Origin of the sequence: Bailinhaonella thermotolerans (genome assembly GCF_003594875.1) — a bacterium.
Classification (GTDB): domain Bacteria; phylum Actinomycetota; class Actinomycetes; order Streptosporangiales; family Streptosporangiaceae; genus Bailinhaonella; species Bailinhaonella thermotolerans.
Window position 1 is genome coordinate 932,157 of record NZ_QZEY01000001.1, and the last position, 16,775, is coordinate 948,931.

The window sequence follows — 16,775 nt, forward strand, 5'->3', positions numbered from 1 at the left end:
AAGGTTCTAATGCGGGGTGGGGACGCAATCCGCGCGGCCCGCGATTGTGCGCCCGCACAGTCCGGGCGGGCCGATCTGGAAAAGCCGGCTCCGCGATGGCAGCATGGGCGGCCCGCGTGGGCGGGCGGCGGGCGAGTCCCCCGGCCGCGCGGGCCTCAGCAGTCCGGGGCGCAGACGCGGCGCGCGGTGACGTTCAGCAGGATGCGCTCGATGTCCTCGGTCGTCCGGGCGACGTGGACGCCGCCGCGCGTCACCTCGGCGATGCGTTCGAGCTCGGCGCGCTCGACGCCCGGCCCGAACCCGACCATGACGATCTGCACCGGCCTCCTCGGGTCGTACATCTCGCGCAGCCGGTCCAGCGTCTCGCGCAGGGTGGGCCCGTCGGCGTCGTCGTTGCGGCCGTCGGTGAACAGCAGCACGGTGTGGACCATGTTCGGCCGGTAGGTCCGCGTCATGTGCTCGAACGCCGCCAGCACGGTGTCGTACAGGCCCGTGTCGCCGTCCGGCTTCGGCCGCATGCGGTCGAGCGCGCCGAGGATGCGCTGCCGCCGGGAGTCCCGGCCGAGCGGGCCGAGGGAGACGTTCTCGCGCCAGTCGCGGCGGCCGTCCATCCGGGTGGAGAACACCCACTGGCCCAGTTCGGTGTCGTCGGGCTGGAGCCGCAGCCCCGCCCGCGAGACGCGCACGATCGCCTCCATGCGGGAGATCCCCGAGCCGGGCACCTTCTCGGCCATCGAGCCCGAGACGTCGATCAGCGACAGGATGCGGGCGGTGAGCGTGAGCCGCCACCAGGCCTGCACGACTTGCCGCACCTCCGCCGCCGCGGGAGGGGGCTCCCCCGTCCCGGTGCGGAAGCCCGCCGCGCGCACCTCCGCCCGGGTCGCGGCGGAGGTCAGCTCGCGTTCGAGCAGCAGGGCGGCGCGGCGCGCGGCGCCCGTGGCGGCGGTCACGACGTACGGATGATCCAGGTCCAGGCCGGCCCCCGCCGGGCGCAGGACGCGGACCGGGGGCCGCCCGCTCCGGGCGTACGCCGAGAACGCCTGCTCGGAGGCCACCACCGCCACGTGCCGCCCGTCCGCCCCGCCCGCAAGCCCGCCCGCCGCCCCGTCCGCCACCCCGTCCGCCGCCCCGTCCGCCTCCGCCGGGGCCGCCTCCGCCGGGGCCGCCGGGCCGGCCGTCGCCGCCGCATCCGCCGTACGGCCCGCCGGGTGCGCCGGTGACGCCGAGCGGGGCGGGGACGACGCCAGGGCGCGGGCGAGGGCGGCGGCCGGGTCCTCGCCCGGGCGCGGGGGCGCGAAGCGGTGCTCGCGGACCGACCTGACCACGCTCGTGAACAGGCCCGTCGCGGCCCGCTCCGGGCGCAGCAGGCCGTGCGTGATCATCAGCAGGCCCAGGCCCGAGGCGTCCCGGCCGGGGTCCGGCGCCCGCAGGCGCAGCGACGGGCGCGCGGCCCCGGGCAGGGATCCGGCGGCGACGAGCAGGTCGCGCCAGGACGGCGTGCCGCCCGCGCCCGGGTCCGGGCCGGTCAGCCCGGCGACCAGGGGCGTGCGGGCGACCGAGGTCGCGGTCACGCGCAGCGCGCCCGGCCGCTGCACCTGGGCGGGCCACATCGCCGAGTCGGGGATCCAGACGTCGGGCCGCTCCCCCCGCCCGCTCTCCAGCCGCGCGGCGGTCGCGCCGGGGTCCTCCGCCCGCACGACGGCCCGCGCGCACGCCCCGTCCACGACGTGGGCGCTCCGGCCGAAGCGGTCCGCCGCCGGCCGCAGGGCCGGGGCCAGCGCGGGGGCGACCGCGACCCGGAGCGTGAGCACGGGGCCCGCGCAGGGCTCCCCGGCCGCCGCGTCCAGGGCGCGGACGCCGGCGGCGGCCAGCACCGCGGCGCAGACGAGAGCCCCGGCCAGCGCCGCCGCGCCCCGGCCCCTCCCCCGCCGCGCCCGCCGCCGCCCGCCCCGGGAACGGCCGGGGTACGGGGGGTCCGCCAGGCCGGGCGTCGCTCGCCCGGACCCTTCGATGTGATGACGCCCGTTCACGTTCCGGCTCGGCTTCATCGCGATCATCCGATCAGTCCGGCCGGCGCCCGCGGCGAACCGCGTCGGCCGTGCCGCCACGCCGGTCACTCAGATCACCGCAGGTTCACGGGCCCGTTCCCGCGGGGTCAACGGGACGGCGCCAAGACTGTCCCGGCCCAACGCGTTGCCGCCCGCCTTTTGTGACCACGCCCAACCGGCCCGCCGTACACCCAGGTCGCCGGGGATTTCACGGGCGGGAGCCGGAAGGTCTCACACCGTTGCCGAAGCGCGCCCGGCGATTCACACTCCCTGACTACCGCGCGGTCTCCCCCGCCGCGCGGAACCGACCAGAGAGGACACCGACATGCCCAGCCGGTCCCTACGGGTCTGCCCCGCCCTCGTGGCCCTGGCCGCCGCCGCCTTCGCGGTGGCGCCGCACGCCCACGCCGCCCCGGCGGCCCCCGCGGCGCGGACGGCCCAGGCGGCCCAGGCGGCGCAGAACCCCTACGAGCGCGGCCCGGCGCCGACCGAGCAGAGCGTGCGGGCCGAGCGCGGCCCGTTCGCGATCTCCCAGGTGAGCGTGTCCAGGCTCGCGGTCAGCGGCTTCGGCGGCGGCACGATCTACTACCCGACCAGCACCGCCGAGGGCACGTTCGGCGCGGTGGCGATCGCCCCGGGCTACACCGCCTCCCAGTCCAGCATGGCGTGGTACGGCCCGCGCCTGGCCTCCCAGGGCTTCGTGATCTTCACCATCGACACGATCACCACGGGCGACCAGCCGGACAGCCGCGGCCGCCAGCTCCTGGCCGCGCTGGACTACCTCACCCAGCGCAGCTCCGTCCGGTCGCGCGTCGACGCCTCCCGCCTGGGCGTGATGGGCCACTCGATGGGCGGCGGCGGGAGCCTCGAAGCGACGGTCTCGCGCCCCTCGCTCCAGGCGGCGATCCCGCTCACCCCGTGGAACCTCGACAAGACCTGGCCCGAGGTCCGCGTGCCCACCCTCATCATCGGGGCCGAGAACGACTCGATCGCCCCGGTCTCCAGCCACAGCGAGCCGTTCTACGCCAGTCTCCCGTCCACCCTGGACAAGGCGTACCTGGAACTCAACGGGGCGAGCCACTTCGCCCCGAACGTCTCCGACACCACGATCGCCAGGTTCAGCATCTCCTGGCTCAAGCGCTTCATCGACAACGACACCCGGTACGAGCAGTTCCTCTGCCCGCCCCCGCGCGTGAGCACGGAGATCTCCGAGTACCGCGACACCTGCCCCCACTCCGGCTGACCCCGCCCCGAGCGGCCCGGGCCGCCCCGCCGTACCCCGGCGGGGCGGCCCGCCGCGTCGCGGAGCCGGACCGAGACTCCGGCGGACTGTGAATCCACACAACGCGGGCGGTTTCCGCTGGAAACACCCGGAGCGGGATGACAGCATGGGCGCACCTGTGGGCGCCCGCGCCTGGGCCGGGCGGCCCCGAACGACGGCCGGAGGTGGCGCGTGAACGTCGCGGCGGAGGCGCGCGGTCGGGAGAGCGGCGCCGTGGTACGCGCGGCGGTGCGGCGGCTGTCGGGCGAGCTGCCCCGGCTCGCCGACCGGCTGGTGGCCGAGATCCTGCGCGGCGAGGGCCGCGACCGGCCCGCCGGGCTCACCGACGATCTGTGGGACTCCTGCCACCTGGGCCTGGGCCACGGGATGCGGGCGATCCTGCGGCCGGGCGACGGCCGCGCCGACCTGGAGTGGGCCGCCTGGCTCGGCCGCCGCCGCGCCGAGCAGGGCCTGCCGCTGGACCACCTGCTGCGGTCGTACCGGCTGGCCGGGCGGGTGTTCTGGGACGGGCTCGTCGAGGTCGTGACCGAGGACGACCCGGAGCACGTGACCTCCCTGGTACGGCACGCCACCCGCACCTGGCACACGATCGACGAGCAGTCCTCGGCCGCCGCCGAGGCCTACCGGCGGACCGAGTACGAACTGCTGCGGCGCAGCGAGGAGCGGGTGCACGCGCTCGTGGACGCGCTGCTGGAGGGCCGGGGCGGGGAGCCGGCGCTGCTGCCGACCGTGACGCGGCTGCTCGGGCTGCCCGCGCGCGGCAGGTACGCCGTGGTGGTGCTGAGCCAGGGCGACGCGCTGGAGGGGGGCGGGTTCGACCGGCCCGGGGACGGCGGCGGGCTGCGCTTCGTCTGGCGGATGCGCGCCGACGCCCAGATCGGCCTGGTCGCGCTGGGCGCGGCGGGCCTGGACGACCTCGTGGAGGTGCTCGCGCCGCGCGTGCGCGGGCACGCCGGGATCAGCCCGGTCGTGGAGAGCCTGGCCGACCTGGGCCGCGCCCGCTGGCTGGCGGAGCTCGCGCTGCGCACGTGCCGCGCGCCGGAGACCGAGATCGCCCGCCTGGACCGCCGCCTGCCCGAGGCGCTGATCGTCTCCCAGCCGGAGCTGTCCGGCCGCCTGGCCGGGGAGGTCCTGGGCGGCCTGGACGGGGTCGAGCCGGTCTTCCGCGCGGTCCTGCTGTCCACGCTCTCGACCTGGATCGACTGCGACGGCTCGGCGCCGCGCGCCGCGTCCCGCCTGTACTGCCACCCGAACACGGTCCTGAACCGGCTGCGCAAGATCGAGGAGCTCACCGGCCGCTCCGTCACCCGCCCCCGCCACCTGGCCGAGCTGGCCCTGGCCCTGAGCGCCCACACGCTCGGCCCGCCCGCCTGATCCGGCCCGGATCGCGGCGGCGCGAGGTATTGCCCCGGGGGGCGGGGCGTGGTCAGATACACCCACCCTTGTAAGTGGTCACTGATTGGACTCGCGCATGGCCGATTCCCCCATCCTCGCCGAGCGTGCCGCCATCCTGGACGAGATCGCCGGTCGCACCATCTGCGCCCAGTTCGCCGACATCACCGCCGCGCATCCCGACGCCCCCGCCTACTCCAACCCCGCCGGCGACGGATGGGACACCCTGACGTACGGCGAGGCGCGGCGGCGCGTCCTGGAGGCGGCCTCGGCGTTCCTGGCGCTGGGCATCGAGCCCGGGGACGCCGTCACGCTCATGATGGTGAACCGGACCGAGCACGTGCTCGCCGACCTCGGCGCGCTGCACGCGGGCGCCGTGCCGATCACCGTCTACGCGACGCTGGCCCCCGAGCAGGTCTCCTACATCGCCGCGGACTGCCGGGCCCGCGCCGTGGTCCTCGGCGGCGCGGCGGACCTGGCCCGCTGGGAGAGCGCGCTCGCGGAGCTGCCCCACATCGAGCACGTGATCGTCCTGGACCCGGCGGCCTGCCCGGACGGCGAGCGCTACCTGACCTGGGACCGGCTGATGGAGCTGGGCCGGGAGCGGTACGACGAGGCCGCGGTGCGGGCGAGGTACGAGGCCATCCGCCCGGAGGACACCCTCACCGTCCTGTACACCTCGGGCACCACCGGTGTCTGCAAGGGCGTCCCGCTCACGCACGCCAACGTCTGCTTCGAGGTGGCCGTCGTCGACCGGGTGGGCGAGCTGGGCGAGCTGAACCCGCAGATCTCCTACCTCACCTACGCCCACATCGCCGAGCGCGTGCTCAGCATGTACCTGCCCCTGTTCAAGGCCTCCCACGTGCACTTCTGCCCCGACCCGCTGCAACTCGCCGGGGTGCTGCGCCAGGTGCGCCCGGCCACCTTCTTCGGCGTGCCGCGCGTCTGGGAGAAGCTCATGGCCGGCCTCCTGGCCGTGCTCGCCACCCAGCCCGAGGAGCAGCAGGCCAGGGTGCGCGAGGCGATGGCCGCGGGAGTCGCCTACCTGGAGGCCGGGCAGCGCGGCGCGACCCCGCCGGAGGAGATCCGCGAGGCGTACGAGAAGGCGGACGCGAGCCTGCTGTCCACCATCCGCGGGCTGATCGGCTTCGACCGGGCCCACTGGGTCGGCTCCGGCGCCGCGCCGCTGTCCCTGGACGTGCAGCGCTTCTTCGCCGGGCTGGGGATCAACATCCTGGAGGTCTACGGCATGACCGAGACCACCGGGGCGTTCACCGCCAACGGCCCCGGGGACTACAGCTTCGGCTCGGTCGGCCGCGCCGTCCCGGGCGTCGAGGTCCGCCTGGCCGAGGACGGCGAGATCCTCATGCGCGGGCCCATCGCCGCCTCCGGCTACCGCAACCTGCCCGAGGCCACCGCCGAGCTGATCGACGCCGACGGCTGGCTGCGCACCGGCGACGTGGGCGAGGTGGACGAGGACGGCTACTACCGCGTGGTGGACCGCAAGAAGGAGCTGTTCATCACCGCCGGCGGCGAGAACGTGGCCCCCTCACTGATCGAGAACCACCTCAAGCGGCACCCGCTGATCGCCCAGGCCCTGGCGTACGGCGACCGCCGCCCCTACCCCGTCGCCCTGATCACGCTCGACCCCGAGGTGGCCCCCAGGTGGGCCGAGGCGCGGGGCATCCCCTTCACGAGCCTGGCCGACTTCGCCGAGCGGCCCGAGGTCGTCGCGGAGGTCGCGACCGCCGTGGAGCAGGCCAACGCCCGCCTCGCCCGCGTGCAGCAGATCAAGCACTGGCGCGTCCTCCCGGTCGAGTGGACCACCGAGACCGACGAGCTGACGCCCAAGTTCTCCCTCAAGCGCCGCGTCATCCACGCCAAGTACGCCGACGTCATCGACACCCTCTACGACGCCACCTGACCCCCGCTCCCCCGCGTTCCGCCGTACGGCCGGCGCCTCGCCGTACGGCGGGACGCCCGCCCGCGCCGCGCCGTACGGCGGGACGGGGCGGGCGTTCCGGGGTGGATCAAGGCCGGAGCGGCGGGGGCCCGGTCAGAGGCGGACGCCGAGGAGGGCGTCGGCGGTCGCGCGGACCAGGTCGCCCGCGCCGGAACCGGCACCGGAGTCGGCGGCCAGGGCGGCGTCGGCCCAGGCGTCGATGGCGGCCACGGCCCCGGGGGCGTCCAGGTCGTCGGCGACGCGCTCGCGGACCCGGGCCAGGACGGCGTCGGCGGGCGGGGCGCCGGGGACGGCCACCGCGCGGCGCCAGCGGTCCAGGCGGGCCTCGGCCGCGGCGAGCTGGTCGGCGGTGTACTCCCAGTCCGAGCGGTAGTGGTGGGCCAGGAGCACCAGGCGGATGGCCATGGGGTCGGTGCTCTCGCGCAGCCGGGACACGAAGACCAGGTTGCCGCGGGACTTGGACATCTTCTCGCCGTCCAGGCCGACCATGCCGGCGTGGGCGTAGCGGCGGGCGTACGGCCAGGAGCCGGTGACGACCTGCCCCTCGGAGGCGCCCATCTCGTGGTGCGGGAAGATCAGGTCCGAGCCGCCGCCGTTGAGGTCGAAGCCCATCTCCAGGTACCGCAGCGAGATCGCCGCGCACTCGATGTGCCAGCCCGGGCGGCCCTTGCCGAACGGCGAGTCCCAGCCGGGCTCGCCCTCGCGCTGGGACATCCACAGCAGGCAGTCGAGCCGGTCCTTCTTGCCGGGCCTGTCGGGGTCGCCGCCGCGCTCGGCGAACAGCCGCAGCATGGTCTCGCGGTCCAGCCCGGACACCTCGCCGAAGCGCGGGTCGGAGCCGACGGGGAAGTAGACGTCGCCGTCCACCTCGTAGGCGGCGCCCTTCTCCCGCAGCTTCTCGATCAGCTCCACGACCAGCGGGATCGCCTCGACGGCGCCGACGTACTCCTTGGGCGGGAGCACGTTCAGCGCGGTCATGTCGGCGCGGAACAGCTCGATCTCGCGGTCGGCGAGGGCCCGCCAGTCCTCGCCGGTGGCGTTGGCGCGCTCCAGCAGCGGGTCGTCCACGTCGGTGGCGTTCTGGACGTAGTCCACCGCGTGCCCGGCGTCGCGCCAGGCGCGGTTGACCAGATCGAAGGCGACGTAGGTGTTGGCGTGACCCAGGTGGGTCGCGTCGTAAGGCGTGATCCCGCAGACGTACATCCTCGCCGTGGGGCCCGGGTCGGTGGGCCGCACCTCCCGCGCCGAGGTGTCGTACAGGCGGAGGGGCAGGCCCGGGCCGGGCAGGCCGGGCGGCTCAGAAACGGACCACGATCTCATGATTGCCAGCCTATACGCCTGCTATGTGGGGAAAGGTTCGGGATCGATCTCCACCGGACGCCACGCGGACAGGTCCGAGAACTCGTAGGCGAGGCCGTCCCCGCCGAGTTCGAGGAGGCTCACCGAGGAGCTCCCCCACGCCCGCCCGTCGGGCAGCTCGGCCCGCACGATCAGCGCCCGGGGGTCCTCCGGCGCGGGCCGGTCCCCGCCCGTCGCGATCTCCCGCCACGCCTTCCGCTCCGGCTCCGCCGCGAACCGGGGCAGGAAGTGCGCGACGCGCGGGTTGTCCGTGCCCCGCTCCCACCCGCTGTTCACGATCATGTGCACCCCGGGGGGCGGCGCCGACCGCGTCAGCCGTACGCCGTCCCAGTGCCACATGCGCAACCCGGAGGGCTCGGCGAGCACCAGGTGGAACGGGTCGTAGACGGACAGGTCCCCGTCGAGGACGCCGGTCGCGGCGACCCGGAGCGGCAGCTCGCCCCGGGAGCGGCGGACGGACCCGGGGGCCAGCGGGCCGACGCCGTTGAGCAGCGCGGCGGCGCGCGGCAGGCGCGGGTCCACCGCCAGCCAGGTCCCGCCCGCGAGCAGGTCGCGCCCGCCGAGCAGCCCGGGCCACTGCGGCCAGTGGGCGCCCGGGCCCTCCCAGGGACGGTCGGCGACCTCGTCGCGCACGCCGAGCAGCAGGGTGGGCGCCCCGGGCGCCCAGGAGACGACGACAGTGCACATCAATGATCACCGTGGAGGGGTAACGAGGGGCGGGGGGCGCGCGGGGAGGGGACGGGCATCAGATCGGCGGCCAGGGGATCGCCGGCCAGCCCTCCGACGGATAGGGGTGGACGCCGGTCGCCAGCAGCCGGCGCACGCGCTGCCAGGTGGCCTCCACCTCGGAGAGCGCGAGCAGCTCGCGCAGGCGGCGGCCCAGCGGCCCGGACTCGATGTCGCGTTCGAGCCGGGTCAGCACGCGGACGGCCTCGCGCAGCAGCGGCTTGCCCCGCCACTGCCACAGCACCGTGCGCAGCTTGTCCTCCGGCGAGAAGCACACGCCGTGGTCCACGCCGTGGATGTGCCCGTCCAGCATCGGCAGCAGGTGCCCGCCCTTGCGGTCGGCGTTGTTGACCACCGCGTCGAACACCGCCATGCGCCGCAGGCCGGGGTGGCGGCTGCGCATCAGCACGCTCAGGTCCACCGTGCGGTCGGGCTCGGCCCAGAGCTGGCACATGCCGGGGCCGAAGGGGCCCTCGCGGTAGACCGTGGGCGGCACGATGCGCCAGCCGGTCGCGTTGGAGACCTCGAACGCGGCCACCTCGCGCGCGGCGAGCGTGCCGTCGGGGAAGTCCCACAGCGGGCGCTCCCCGCGCACGGGCTTGTAGACGCAGGCCGCGGTGACCTCGCCGAGCGTCGCCGTGCAGTACAGCGTCATGTTCGTGGCCTCGATCAGCCGCCCGGCCACCTCGATGTGGCCGTGGCGCAGCAGCTTGAGCGCCGTCGCGTCGTCGAGGGTCGGCTCACCCTCCCCGCTGATCGCGGGGCGGTGCTCGCTGGAGGTCATATCTCGGTGGTCGGCCCGCGTCGGCCGTTCTGCCGGGGACAGACGTGACCGGTGGAGTCGAGCGGCAGCCCGCACAGCGGGCACGGGGGCCGACCGGCGGCGACGAGCTGGAGCGCGCGCTGGGTGAAGGCGCGGGCGGCGGCGGGGCTGATGCGCACCCGCAGCACCATGGCCTCCTCGTCCTCGGCCAGGGACAGGCCCTCGGGCTCCTCCTCGTCCTCGGTGACCTCCTTGGCCTCGATGATCACCTGTTCGTTCTCGGGATCCCAGGCCAGGGCCATCGTGCCGACCCGGAAGTCCTCCATGATCGGCTGTTCGAGCGGGGCGTCGTCGGCGAGGTCGGCCGGAGCGACCGCGGGCACGGCGGCGCGGCCGCCGCTGCGGCGCAGCACCTCGTCCAGCAGCTCGTCGAGCCGGTCGGCGAGCACGGCCACCTGGAACTTCTCCAGCCCCACCGTGGTCAGCCGCCCCTGGGCCCGGGCCTGGAGGAAGAAGGTGCGCGCGCCCGGCTGCCCGACGGCGCCGGCCACGAACCTCTCCGGCGGATCGTAGTCATAGACCGGCATGCTCCGACCCTATATCCCCCGCCGTCTCCCCATGCCGCCCTCCCCGCCCAACGCGCCGCCCGCGTCGCACGCCCGCCCCCTGCCCCGCGCCGCGCGCCCCCTGCCCCGCGCCCGCCGCCCCGCGTGCCGTACGGCGGCCGCCCGCGCCCGGCGGCGCCTTGCGGCACGGGCCCCGCGGGGCGGGACGGCTTGCGGCCTCGCCGGTCAGGCGGAGGGGGCGGGATCGGGCGCGGGGGCCGGATCCGGTGCGGGATCGGGCGGGGGCGCGGCGGCGGCGCCCGCGCCGCCGCCGACGGTGGCGTCGCCGCCCTCGGCGCCCTCGCCCTTCTGCACGGTGGCGACCAGGTCCTCGACGCCGCCGCCGGTGTCGTTGAGGCGCAGCACGAAGGGGCGCAGCTCGGTGTAGCGGATCACGGTGAGGGAGGCGGGGTCCGCGACGACGCGCTGGAACTGGTCCAGGTGCAGCCCCAGCGCGTCGGCGGTGATCGCCTTGATGACGTCGCCGTGGCTGCACACCAGGTAGACGGCGTCCGGGCCGAGGCGGGCGTTCCAGTCGCGGATCGCGGCGACCGCCCGGTGCTGGGTCTCGGCCAGGGACTCCCCGCCCGGGAAGCGGGCGGCGCTCGGGTGCGCCTGCACGACTCGCCACAGCGGCTCCTCGGCCAGCTCCTTCAGCGGGCGCCCGGTCCAGTCGCCGTACCGGCACTCGCCGAACCGCTCGTCGATCGCCACCTCGGCGCCGCCCGCGACGGCCCGCGCGGTCTCCACGCAGCGCTCCAGCGGGCTCGACACGACCGCGTCCAGGCGCAGCGGGGCCAGGCGGGCGCCCAGGGCGCGGGCCTGCTCGCGGCCGCGCTCGTCCAGGTGCACGCCGGGGGTCCAGCCGGCCAGGGTGGCGCCGGTGAGCGCCGTCAGGCCGTGCCGTACGAGAAGAACGGTCGTCACGGGTGATCCTCGCCGCGTTCGGGTGACAATGCTCGTGTGATCGTAGACTGCGCCATCTACCACGGGGGTACCCGCCAGACGGTCGAGGGCGACCTGAGCGACGCGCTCGACCGCGCGAGGGAGCACCCCGACGGCTTCCTGTGGATCGGCCTGCTGGAGCCGACCCAGGACGAACTGGCGCTCATCGCCGACGAGTTCAAGCTGCACCCCCTGGCCGTGGAGGACGCGGTGCACGCGCACCAGCGGCCCAAGCTCGAACGCTACGAGCACACGCTGTTCGTGGTGCTGAAGACGCTGCGGTACATCGAGAAGACCTCCGACATCGAGGTCGGCGAGATCATGGTGTTCCTCGGCGACCGGTTCGTGGTGACGGTGCGGCACGGCGTGGGGAACCCCCTCAACGGGGTGCGGCGGCGCATGGACAAGGCGGACTCCGAGCTGGTCAGGTTCGGCCCGAGCGGGGTGATGTACGCCGTCTTCGACGAGGTGGTGGACACCTACGACACGATCTCGCTGGAGGTCGAGGCGGACATCATCGACCTGGAGAACCGCGTGTTCTCCAGCGAGCGCACCAGCGACGCGGCGGCGATCTACGCGCTGAAGCGGGAGGTGCTGGAGTTCCGCCGCGCGGTGCAGCCGCTGATCCCGGTGATGCGGGAGATCGTGAGCGGGGCGGTGCCCGAGCTGGCCGAGGAGACGCTGCCGTACTTCCGGGACGTGGCCGACCACGTGATCCGGGTGACCGGCACGCTCGACTCCGACAACGAACTGCTCACCTCCGTGCTGAACGCGAACCTGGCGCAGGTGAGCGTGCGCATGAACGAGGACATGCGCAAGATCTCGGCGGCGGCCGCGATCGTCGCCGTGCCCACCATGATCGCCGGGATCTACGGGATGAACTTCGACCACATGCCCGAGCTGAGGTGGACCTTCGGGTATCCGCTGGCCCTCGTCGTCATGGGGACCATCTGCTACGTCCTCTACCGGCTGTTCCGCCGCAGCGGCTGGCTCTGACCGGTCTCGTCCGGACGGTCTCATCCGGCCGGTCTCGTCCGGCCGGTCTCGTCTCACCGGCCTCAGCGGGATGACGGGAATGCCGCGAAAATGATCACTTGTCCCGGCGGCAGGCCGTAAGCTCCGCCTAGGACGGGACTCTGGAGGTCAGGTGGCGGAGCAGGAGCGCGCGCCGGAGTGGGTGATCGACCCCGACACCCCGAGTGTCGCGCGGATGTACGACTATTACCTCGGCGGCAAGGACAACTTCGCCTCCGACCGCGCGGGGGCGGCCAAGATCCTGGAGATCGCGCCCAACGTGCCCGAGCTGGCCCGGGCCAACCGCGCTTTCCTCGGCCGCGCCGTGCGGTACCTCGCCGCGGCGGGGATCCGCCAGTTCCTCGACATCGGCGCCGGCCTCCCCACCCAGGAGAACGTCCACCAGGTCGCCCGGCGCGCCGCCCCGGACTCGCGCGTGGTGTACGTCGACAACGACCCCATCGTGCTGGTCCACGCGCGGGCGCTGCTCCAGGACGACGACCGGACCGGCGTGGTCCAGGGCGACATGCACGAGCCGGAGAAGATCCTCGCCGACCCCGGCGTCCGCGCCCTGCTGGACTTCTCCGAACCGGTCGCCGTGCTGTTGCTGGCCGTGCTGCACTTCGTCCCCGACGACGCGCAGGCGCGCCGGATCGTCGAGGGCTTCCGCGCGCCCCTGGTCCCCGGCAGCCACCTGGTGATCTCCCACGCCACCTCGGGCACGATGTCGGAGGACGACGTGCGCGAGGGCGCCGAGGTCTACCGGCCCGTCACCGCCGGCAGCCTGGACCTGCGCACCCCCGACCGGATCGAGGCCCTGTTCGGCGGCCTGGAGCTGCTCCCGCCCGGGGTCGTCCCGCTCGCCGACTGGCGTCCCGACCCCGGCGACGCCCCCCAGCCCGTCCACCCCGGCGCCGGCGCGGTCTGCGGCGTGGCCCGCGTCCCCTGACCGGTCACCGGAGTGGCACGGCGGCCCGCCCCGGCTACGCGGAGTCGAGGGCGACCGCCTGGGCGATGTAGGAGCGGAGAGCGTCGCGGTTCACGTCCGCCCCGGGCTTGATCTTGACGTGGCGGGTGCGCCTGCCCGAGCCCTCCAGCAGGCCGTGCTCGTCGGTGAACTCCGCGCCCCGTTCGAAGGCGAACGTGACGTGGGTCTTGCTGGGGCTGATGATGGCGAGGATCTTCGCGCCGCGCCACGCCGGCGAGCCGGAGCTGATCACCTCCGCCGCCTCCGGGGCGCTCTCCCGCATCACCTCGCGCAGCTCGGCGACGATCTCTCGCTGCCAGGGCTGGAGCCTGCTCTCGACGTACTCGTCCACGGCCGGGTTCCCCACGGCCACCTCCTCGGCGGAATGCCCCGAAATGATCGCGTCTTCGTGATCTTCCCCGCCGGACGGCCGCCACCGCCACCGGTTCCGGGCGATCCACGGCGATTCGCGGCGATCTCCCCGATCCCGAGCGCGGCGGGGCTCAGGAGGGGGCGATCACGCCGAGGGACAGGAGAGTGAGCAGGAAGACGCCCAGGGCCACGCGGTAGACCACGAACACCAGGGTGGAGTGGCGCACCAGGAACCGCAGCAGCCAGGCGATCGAGGCGTAGCCGACGGCGAACGACACCACCGTGGCGATCACCGTGGGCGCGACCGGCGGGCCGCCCCCCGCGCCCACGTGGCGCAGCTCGTACAGGCCCGACAGCACGACCGCCGGCACCGACAGCAGGAAGGAGTACCGGGCGGCGGCCTCCCTGGTCAGGCCCAGGAACAGGCCGCCGGTGATCGTCGCGCCGGACCTGGACACGCCGGGAATCAGCGCCAGCGCCTGGAACAGGCCCACCACCAGCCCGTCCCGCAGCGTGATCTGGTCCACCCGGCGGCTCTGCGCGCCCACGCGCTCGGCCAGCAGCAGCACCAGGCCCAGCGCGATCAGCATCGAGGCGTTGAGCCACAGGTTGCGCGCCGCGCCCTCGATCTCGTCGTCGAAGACCAGCCCGGCCACCCCGATCGGGATCGTGCCCAGCGTGATGTACCAGCCCATCCGCGCGTCCAGCGAGGCCCGCAGCTCCGGCCGCCACAGGCTGCGCGCCCAGGTGAACGCGATGCGCGCCAGGTCGCGCCAGAAGTAGAGCACGACGGCCAGCATCGTGCCGAGCTGGATGACGGCCGTGAACGCCGCCCCCGGGTCCGGCCAGCCCGCGAGCCTCGGCACGAACAGCAGATGCCCGCTGCTGGAAATCGGCAGGAATTCGGTGAGTCCCTGGACGATTCCGAGCACGATCGCTTCCAACGCCCCCACGTCGGCCCAGCCTATACAGCGTGCGGCCGGGCGTGACCGGTATCGTTGGCGCGACAATGAGCATGGATCAGCGACTAATCGGGCGGAGCGGCCTGTCCGTCTCCCGCCTCGGCCTGGGCACGATGACCTGGGGCCGCGACACCGACGCCGAGGAGGCGGCCGGGCAGCTCGCCGCGTTCGCCGAGGCGGGCGGCACGCTGATCGACACGGCCGACGTCTACTGCGCCGGCGACAGCGAGCGCCTGGTCGGACGCCTGCTGGCCGAGTCGGTCCCCCGGAGCGAGATGGTGCTCGCCACCAAGACCGTCCTCACTCCCACCGGGCCCCGCCCCCGCGACGCCTCCCGCCGCCACCTGCTGGCCGCCCTGGACGCGTCCCTGGAGCGGCTGCGCACCGACCACGTGGACCTGTGGCAGCTCCACGGCTGGGACGACTTCGTCCCCATCGAGGAGACCCTCGCCGCCGTGGATGCCGCCGTGTCCTCCGGGCGCGTCCTGTACGCCGGGGTCGCCGACTACACCGGCTGGCAGCTCGCCCACGCCGCCGCCTGGCAGCGGGCCGTGCCGGGCCGCACGCCCCTGGTCGCCGCCCAGGCGGAGTACTCCCTGCTGGCCCGCGAGCCCGAGCAGGACCTCATCCCCGCCGCCGCCCACGCCGGGGCCGGGCTGCTCGCCTGGTCCCCGCTCGGCCGCGGCGTCCTCACCGGCAAGTACCGCACCGGCATCCCCGCGGACTCCCGCGCCGCCACGCCCCACTTCGCCGAGTTCGTCCGGCCCTACCTCGACGACGAGCGCTGCCGCCGCATCGTCGAGTCGGTGACGACGGCCGCCGACGGCCTGGGCGTGTCCCCGCTCGCCGTCGCCCTCTCCTGGGTCCGCGACCGGCCCGGGGTCGCCGCCGCCATCGTCGGCGCCCGCACCGCCGCCCAGCTCCGCGGCGTCCTCCAGGCCGAGGACCTCACCCTCCCCCGCGAGATCCGCGAGGCGCTCGACGACGTCTCCTCCGACTGACGGCGCCCCTGCCCCGCCCTTCTCCCGGGACTCCCGGGCTCCCTTCCGGCCCCCGCCCGTCCCTTCACCGCCCGGCTCATGCCGTACGGCGCGCGCCGGGCGGCTTCGGCGGACGGGACGCGGGCGCGAGCCGTACGGTGGGGACAGGCGGACGCGGGACGGGGCAAGGTGTGCGCAAAGTTCGGGGGTTCCGGGCGCCAGGTCGGCGGGGCGCGGCGGGCCGATGGCTACTGTTGTGCGCTGCGGCGGGACGGGGAGGACCGGGGCGCTCGGATAACGAGAGAAGACCTCGCGTATTACACCTCGATACCGAAGAGCGGACGCCTGCCGCGGAAAACGGGTCAGAAGCACAAAACTGAGGCTGTTGGTCCGATCTCGTGGCGGCGGGGTCGGAGCGACGCGGGCTGCGCGAATCGCCTGCGGGGAGGCGCCGAGGGGTGGAGACGATGGTCAGGCACATGCGGGCGCGGACGACCACGGGCGGGCTGATCGTGTCCGTCGCAGGGGCGTTCGCGGGCCTGTCGGTCCTGCTCGCCGCCCCGGCCGCGGCGGACGGGCCCCCGGAACCTCCCCCGCCCCCCGCGGCCCCCGTGCGGGGCGGAGAGTGCCCCGGCGGCGACGGGCTGCTCGGCGGGCTCACCGGCGGGTTGTGCGAGGTGGCCGACGGGCTGACCGACGTGCTCGACGGGCTCACCGGCGGCGGGACCAAGGACGCCACCAAGCCGGCGGACGACGCCCTCGGCGACACACTGGGCGGCGCCAAGGACGCCGAGGAGAAGTTCCCCGGCTCCGGCCAGGACGGCCAGGACGGCCAGGGCCGCCAGGAGGACCGCGAGGACGAGGACGACCGCGAGGGCGCCGCGCCCGGGCAGCGGGACGACGAGGGGTCCGGCGCGTCCCCGGCCCCCGCCGCGCCGCCGAAGGGCGAGGACGGCCAGGGCGCGGCCGGCCCCCGGCCGAACCGCACCTCCACCTGGACGATCAAGGACCCCGACGCGGCGCGGGAACGCCCCGGCCGGGCGACGCCGCCCCCGGGCCGCGTGCCCGCCGACACCGGCGACACGCGGGTGCCGCTGCTCTGGGGCCCCGGCCCGGTGGCTCCGACGATCGCCGCGCCCCAGACGCCCGCCCCGCCCGCGCGCGAGCCGTACGACGCGATCGGCACGGCCCTGACCGCGGCGCTGCTCCTGTCGGCGGTCCTGGCGACGCGCATCGTCTCGACCCGCCAGGCCGAGTCGTCCCGGCCCGGGTCCATGCCCTTCGAGCCCGTCAACCGCCAGCGCCCCGCCTGACAGGAGGCGGGGCTCGGTCCCCGGCGCGGCCGGGGGCGCACGGCGGAGCCGGATCAGCGGGAGCGCGCGCGGCGGAGCCCGCGG

At 75.1% G+C, this 16,775-nt stretch carries 15 protein-coding genes; 7 read left to right on the top strand and 8 right to left on the bottom strand.

Translation table 11 applies throughout. The features are described from left to right. Positions 1–155: 155 nt before the first annotated feature. A complete protein-coding gene (locus D5H75_RS04540; RefSeq protein ID WP_202637799.1) occupies positions 156–2,048 on the bottom strand; it encodes a substrate-binding domain-containing protein in 1,893 nt (630 codons plus the stop codon). A 325-nt stretch (positions 2,049–2,373) separates the two neighbouring features. On the opposite strand from D5H75_RS04540, the gene bdeA reads away from it, so the two are divergent. The 3 genes from bdeA (at position 2,374) to D5H75_RS04555 (ending at position 6,646) form a co-directional block, all read left to right on the top strand. After that, positions 2,374–3,291 (top strand): bis(hydroxyethyl) terephthalate hydrolase, encoded by a 918-nt coding sequence (gene bdeA, locus D5H75_RS04545; RefSeq protein ID WP_119925005.1) that lies wholly within the window; start codon positions 2,374–2,376, stop codon positions 3,289–3,291. A 210-nt stretch (positions 3,292–3,501) separates the two neighbouring features. Continuing rightward, positions 3,502–4,704 (top strand): PucR family transcriptional regulator, encoded by a 1,203-nt coding sequence (locus tag D5H75_RS04550; RefSeq protein WP_119925006.1) that lies wholly within the window; start codon positions 3,502–3,504, stop codon positions 4,702–4,704. A 97-nt stretch (positions 4,705–4,801) separates the two neighbouring features. Continuing rightward, positions 4,802–6,646, top strand: coding sequence for an AMP-dependent synthetase/ligase (locus D5H75_RS04555; protein WP_119925007.1), 1,845 nt, complete (start codon positions 4,802–4,804; stop codon positions 6,644–6,646). Positions 6,647–6,778: 132 nt separating this feature from the next. Here the strand turns inward: D5H75_RS04555 and mshC are convergent, their stop codons facing one another. From mshC to D5H75_RS42575, 5 genes are all read right to left on the bottom strand, one after another. After that, positions 6,779–8,005 carry a cysteine--1-D-myo-inosityl 2-amino-2-deoxy-alpha-D-glucopyranoside ligase gene (gene mshC / locus D5H75_RS04560; protein ID WP_119925008.1) on the bottom strand — a complete coding sequence of 409 codons (1,227 nt, stop codon included), beginning with the start codon at positions 8,003–8,005 and terminating at the stop codon, positions 6,779–6,781. A gap of 21 nt (positions 8,006–8,026) precedes the next feature. Then, complete coding sequence (locus tag D5H75_RS04565; protein ID WP_119925009.1) at positions 8,027–8,731, bottom strand: NRDE family protein; 705 nt, start codon at positions 8,729–8,731, stop codon at positions 8,027–8,029. 58 nt (positions 8,732–8,789) lie between these two features. Then, positions 8,790–9,554: an SCO1664 family protein gene (locus D5H75_RS04570; protein WP_119925010.1), complete on the bottom strand. Its 765-nt coding sequence runs from the start codon at positions 9,552–9,554 to the stop codon at positions 8,790–8,792. After that, entirely contained in the window at positions 9,551–10,120 is a 570-nt protein-coding gene (locus tag D5H75_RS04575; RefSeq protein ID WP_119925011.1) for a DUF3090 family protein, read from the bottom strand. The genes D5H75_RS04570 and D5H75_RS04575 overlap by 4 nt, the downstream gene beginning before the upstream one ends. 204 nt (positions 10,121–10,324) lie before the next feature. Continuing rightward, positions 10,325–11,065 carry a histidine phosphatase family protein gene (locus D5H75_RS42575; RefSeq protein WP_119925012.1) on the bottom strand — a complete coding sequence of 247 codons (741 nt, stop codon included), beginning with the start codon at positions 11,063–11,065 and terminating at the stop codon, positions 10,325–10,327. Positions 11,066–11,101: 36 nt separating this feature from the next. Here D5H75_RS42575 and corA point away from each other — a divergent pair, with 36 nt between their 5' ends. Together corA and D5H75_RS04590 are read left to right on the top strand one after the other, a co-directional pair. After that, complete coding sequence (gene corA, locus D5H75_RS42580; RefSeq protein WP_119925013.1) at positions 11,102–12,079, top strand: magnesium/cobalt transporter CorA; 978 nt, start codon at positions 11,102–11,104, stop codon at positions 12,077–12,079. A gap of 151 nt (positions 12,080–12,230) precedes the next feature. Beyond that, positions 12,231–13,046, top strand: coding sequence for an SAM-dependent methyltransferase (locus tag D5H75_RS04590; RefSeq protein WP_242453969.1), 816 nt, complete (start codon positions 12,231–12,233; stop codon positions 13,044–13,046). 34 nt (positions 13,047–13,080) lie between these two features. Here D5H75_RS04590 and D5H75_RS04595 read toward each other — a convergent pair whose 3' ends face one another. Beyond that, a complete protein-coding gene (locus D5H75_RS04595) occupies positions 13,081–13,431 on the bottom strand; it encodes a DUF1801 domain-containing protein (RefSeq protein ID WP_119925014.1) in 351 nt (116 codons plus the stop codon). Positions 13,432–13,567: 136 nt separating this feature from the next. Continuing rightward, positions 13,568–14,389 (bottom strand): undecaprenyl-diphosphate phosphatase, encoded by an 822-nt coding sequence (locus D5H75_RS04600; protein ID WP_119925015.1) that lies wholly within the window; start codon positions 14,387–14,389, stop codon positions 13,568–13,570. Positions 14,390–14,451: 62 nt separating this feature from the next. Between D5H75_RS04600 and D5H75_RS04605 the strand changes: the two genes are divergently transcribed. Together D5H75_RS04605 and D5H75_RS04610 are read left to right on the top strand one after the other, a co-directional pair. Continuing rightward, entirely contained in the window at positions 14,452–15,399 is a 948-nt protein-coding gene (locus tag D5H75_RS04605) for an aldo/keto reductase (RefSeq protein ID WP_119925016.1), read from the top strand. Positions 15,400–15,845: 446 nt separating this feature from the next. Next, the gene (locus tag D5H75_RS04610; protein ID WP_147425062.1) at positions 15,846–16,691 is read left to right on the top strand and encodes a hypothetical protein; all 846 of its coding nucleotides are present in this window, start codon (positions 15,846–15,848) and stop codon (positions 16,689–16,691) included. The last annotated feature ends 84 nt before the right edge of the window (positions 16,692–16,775 follow it).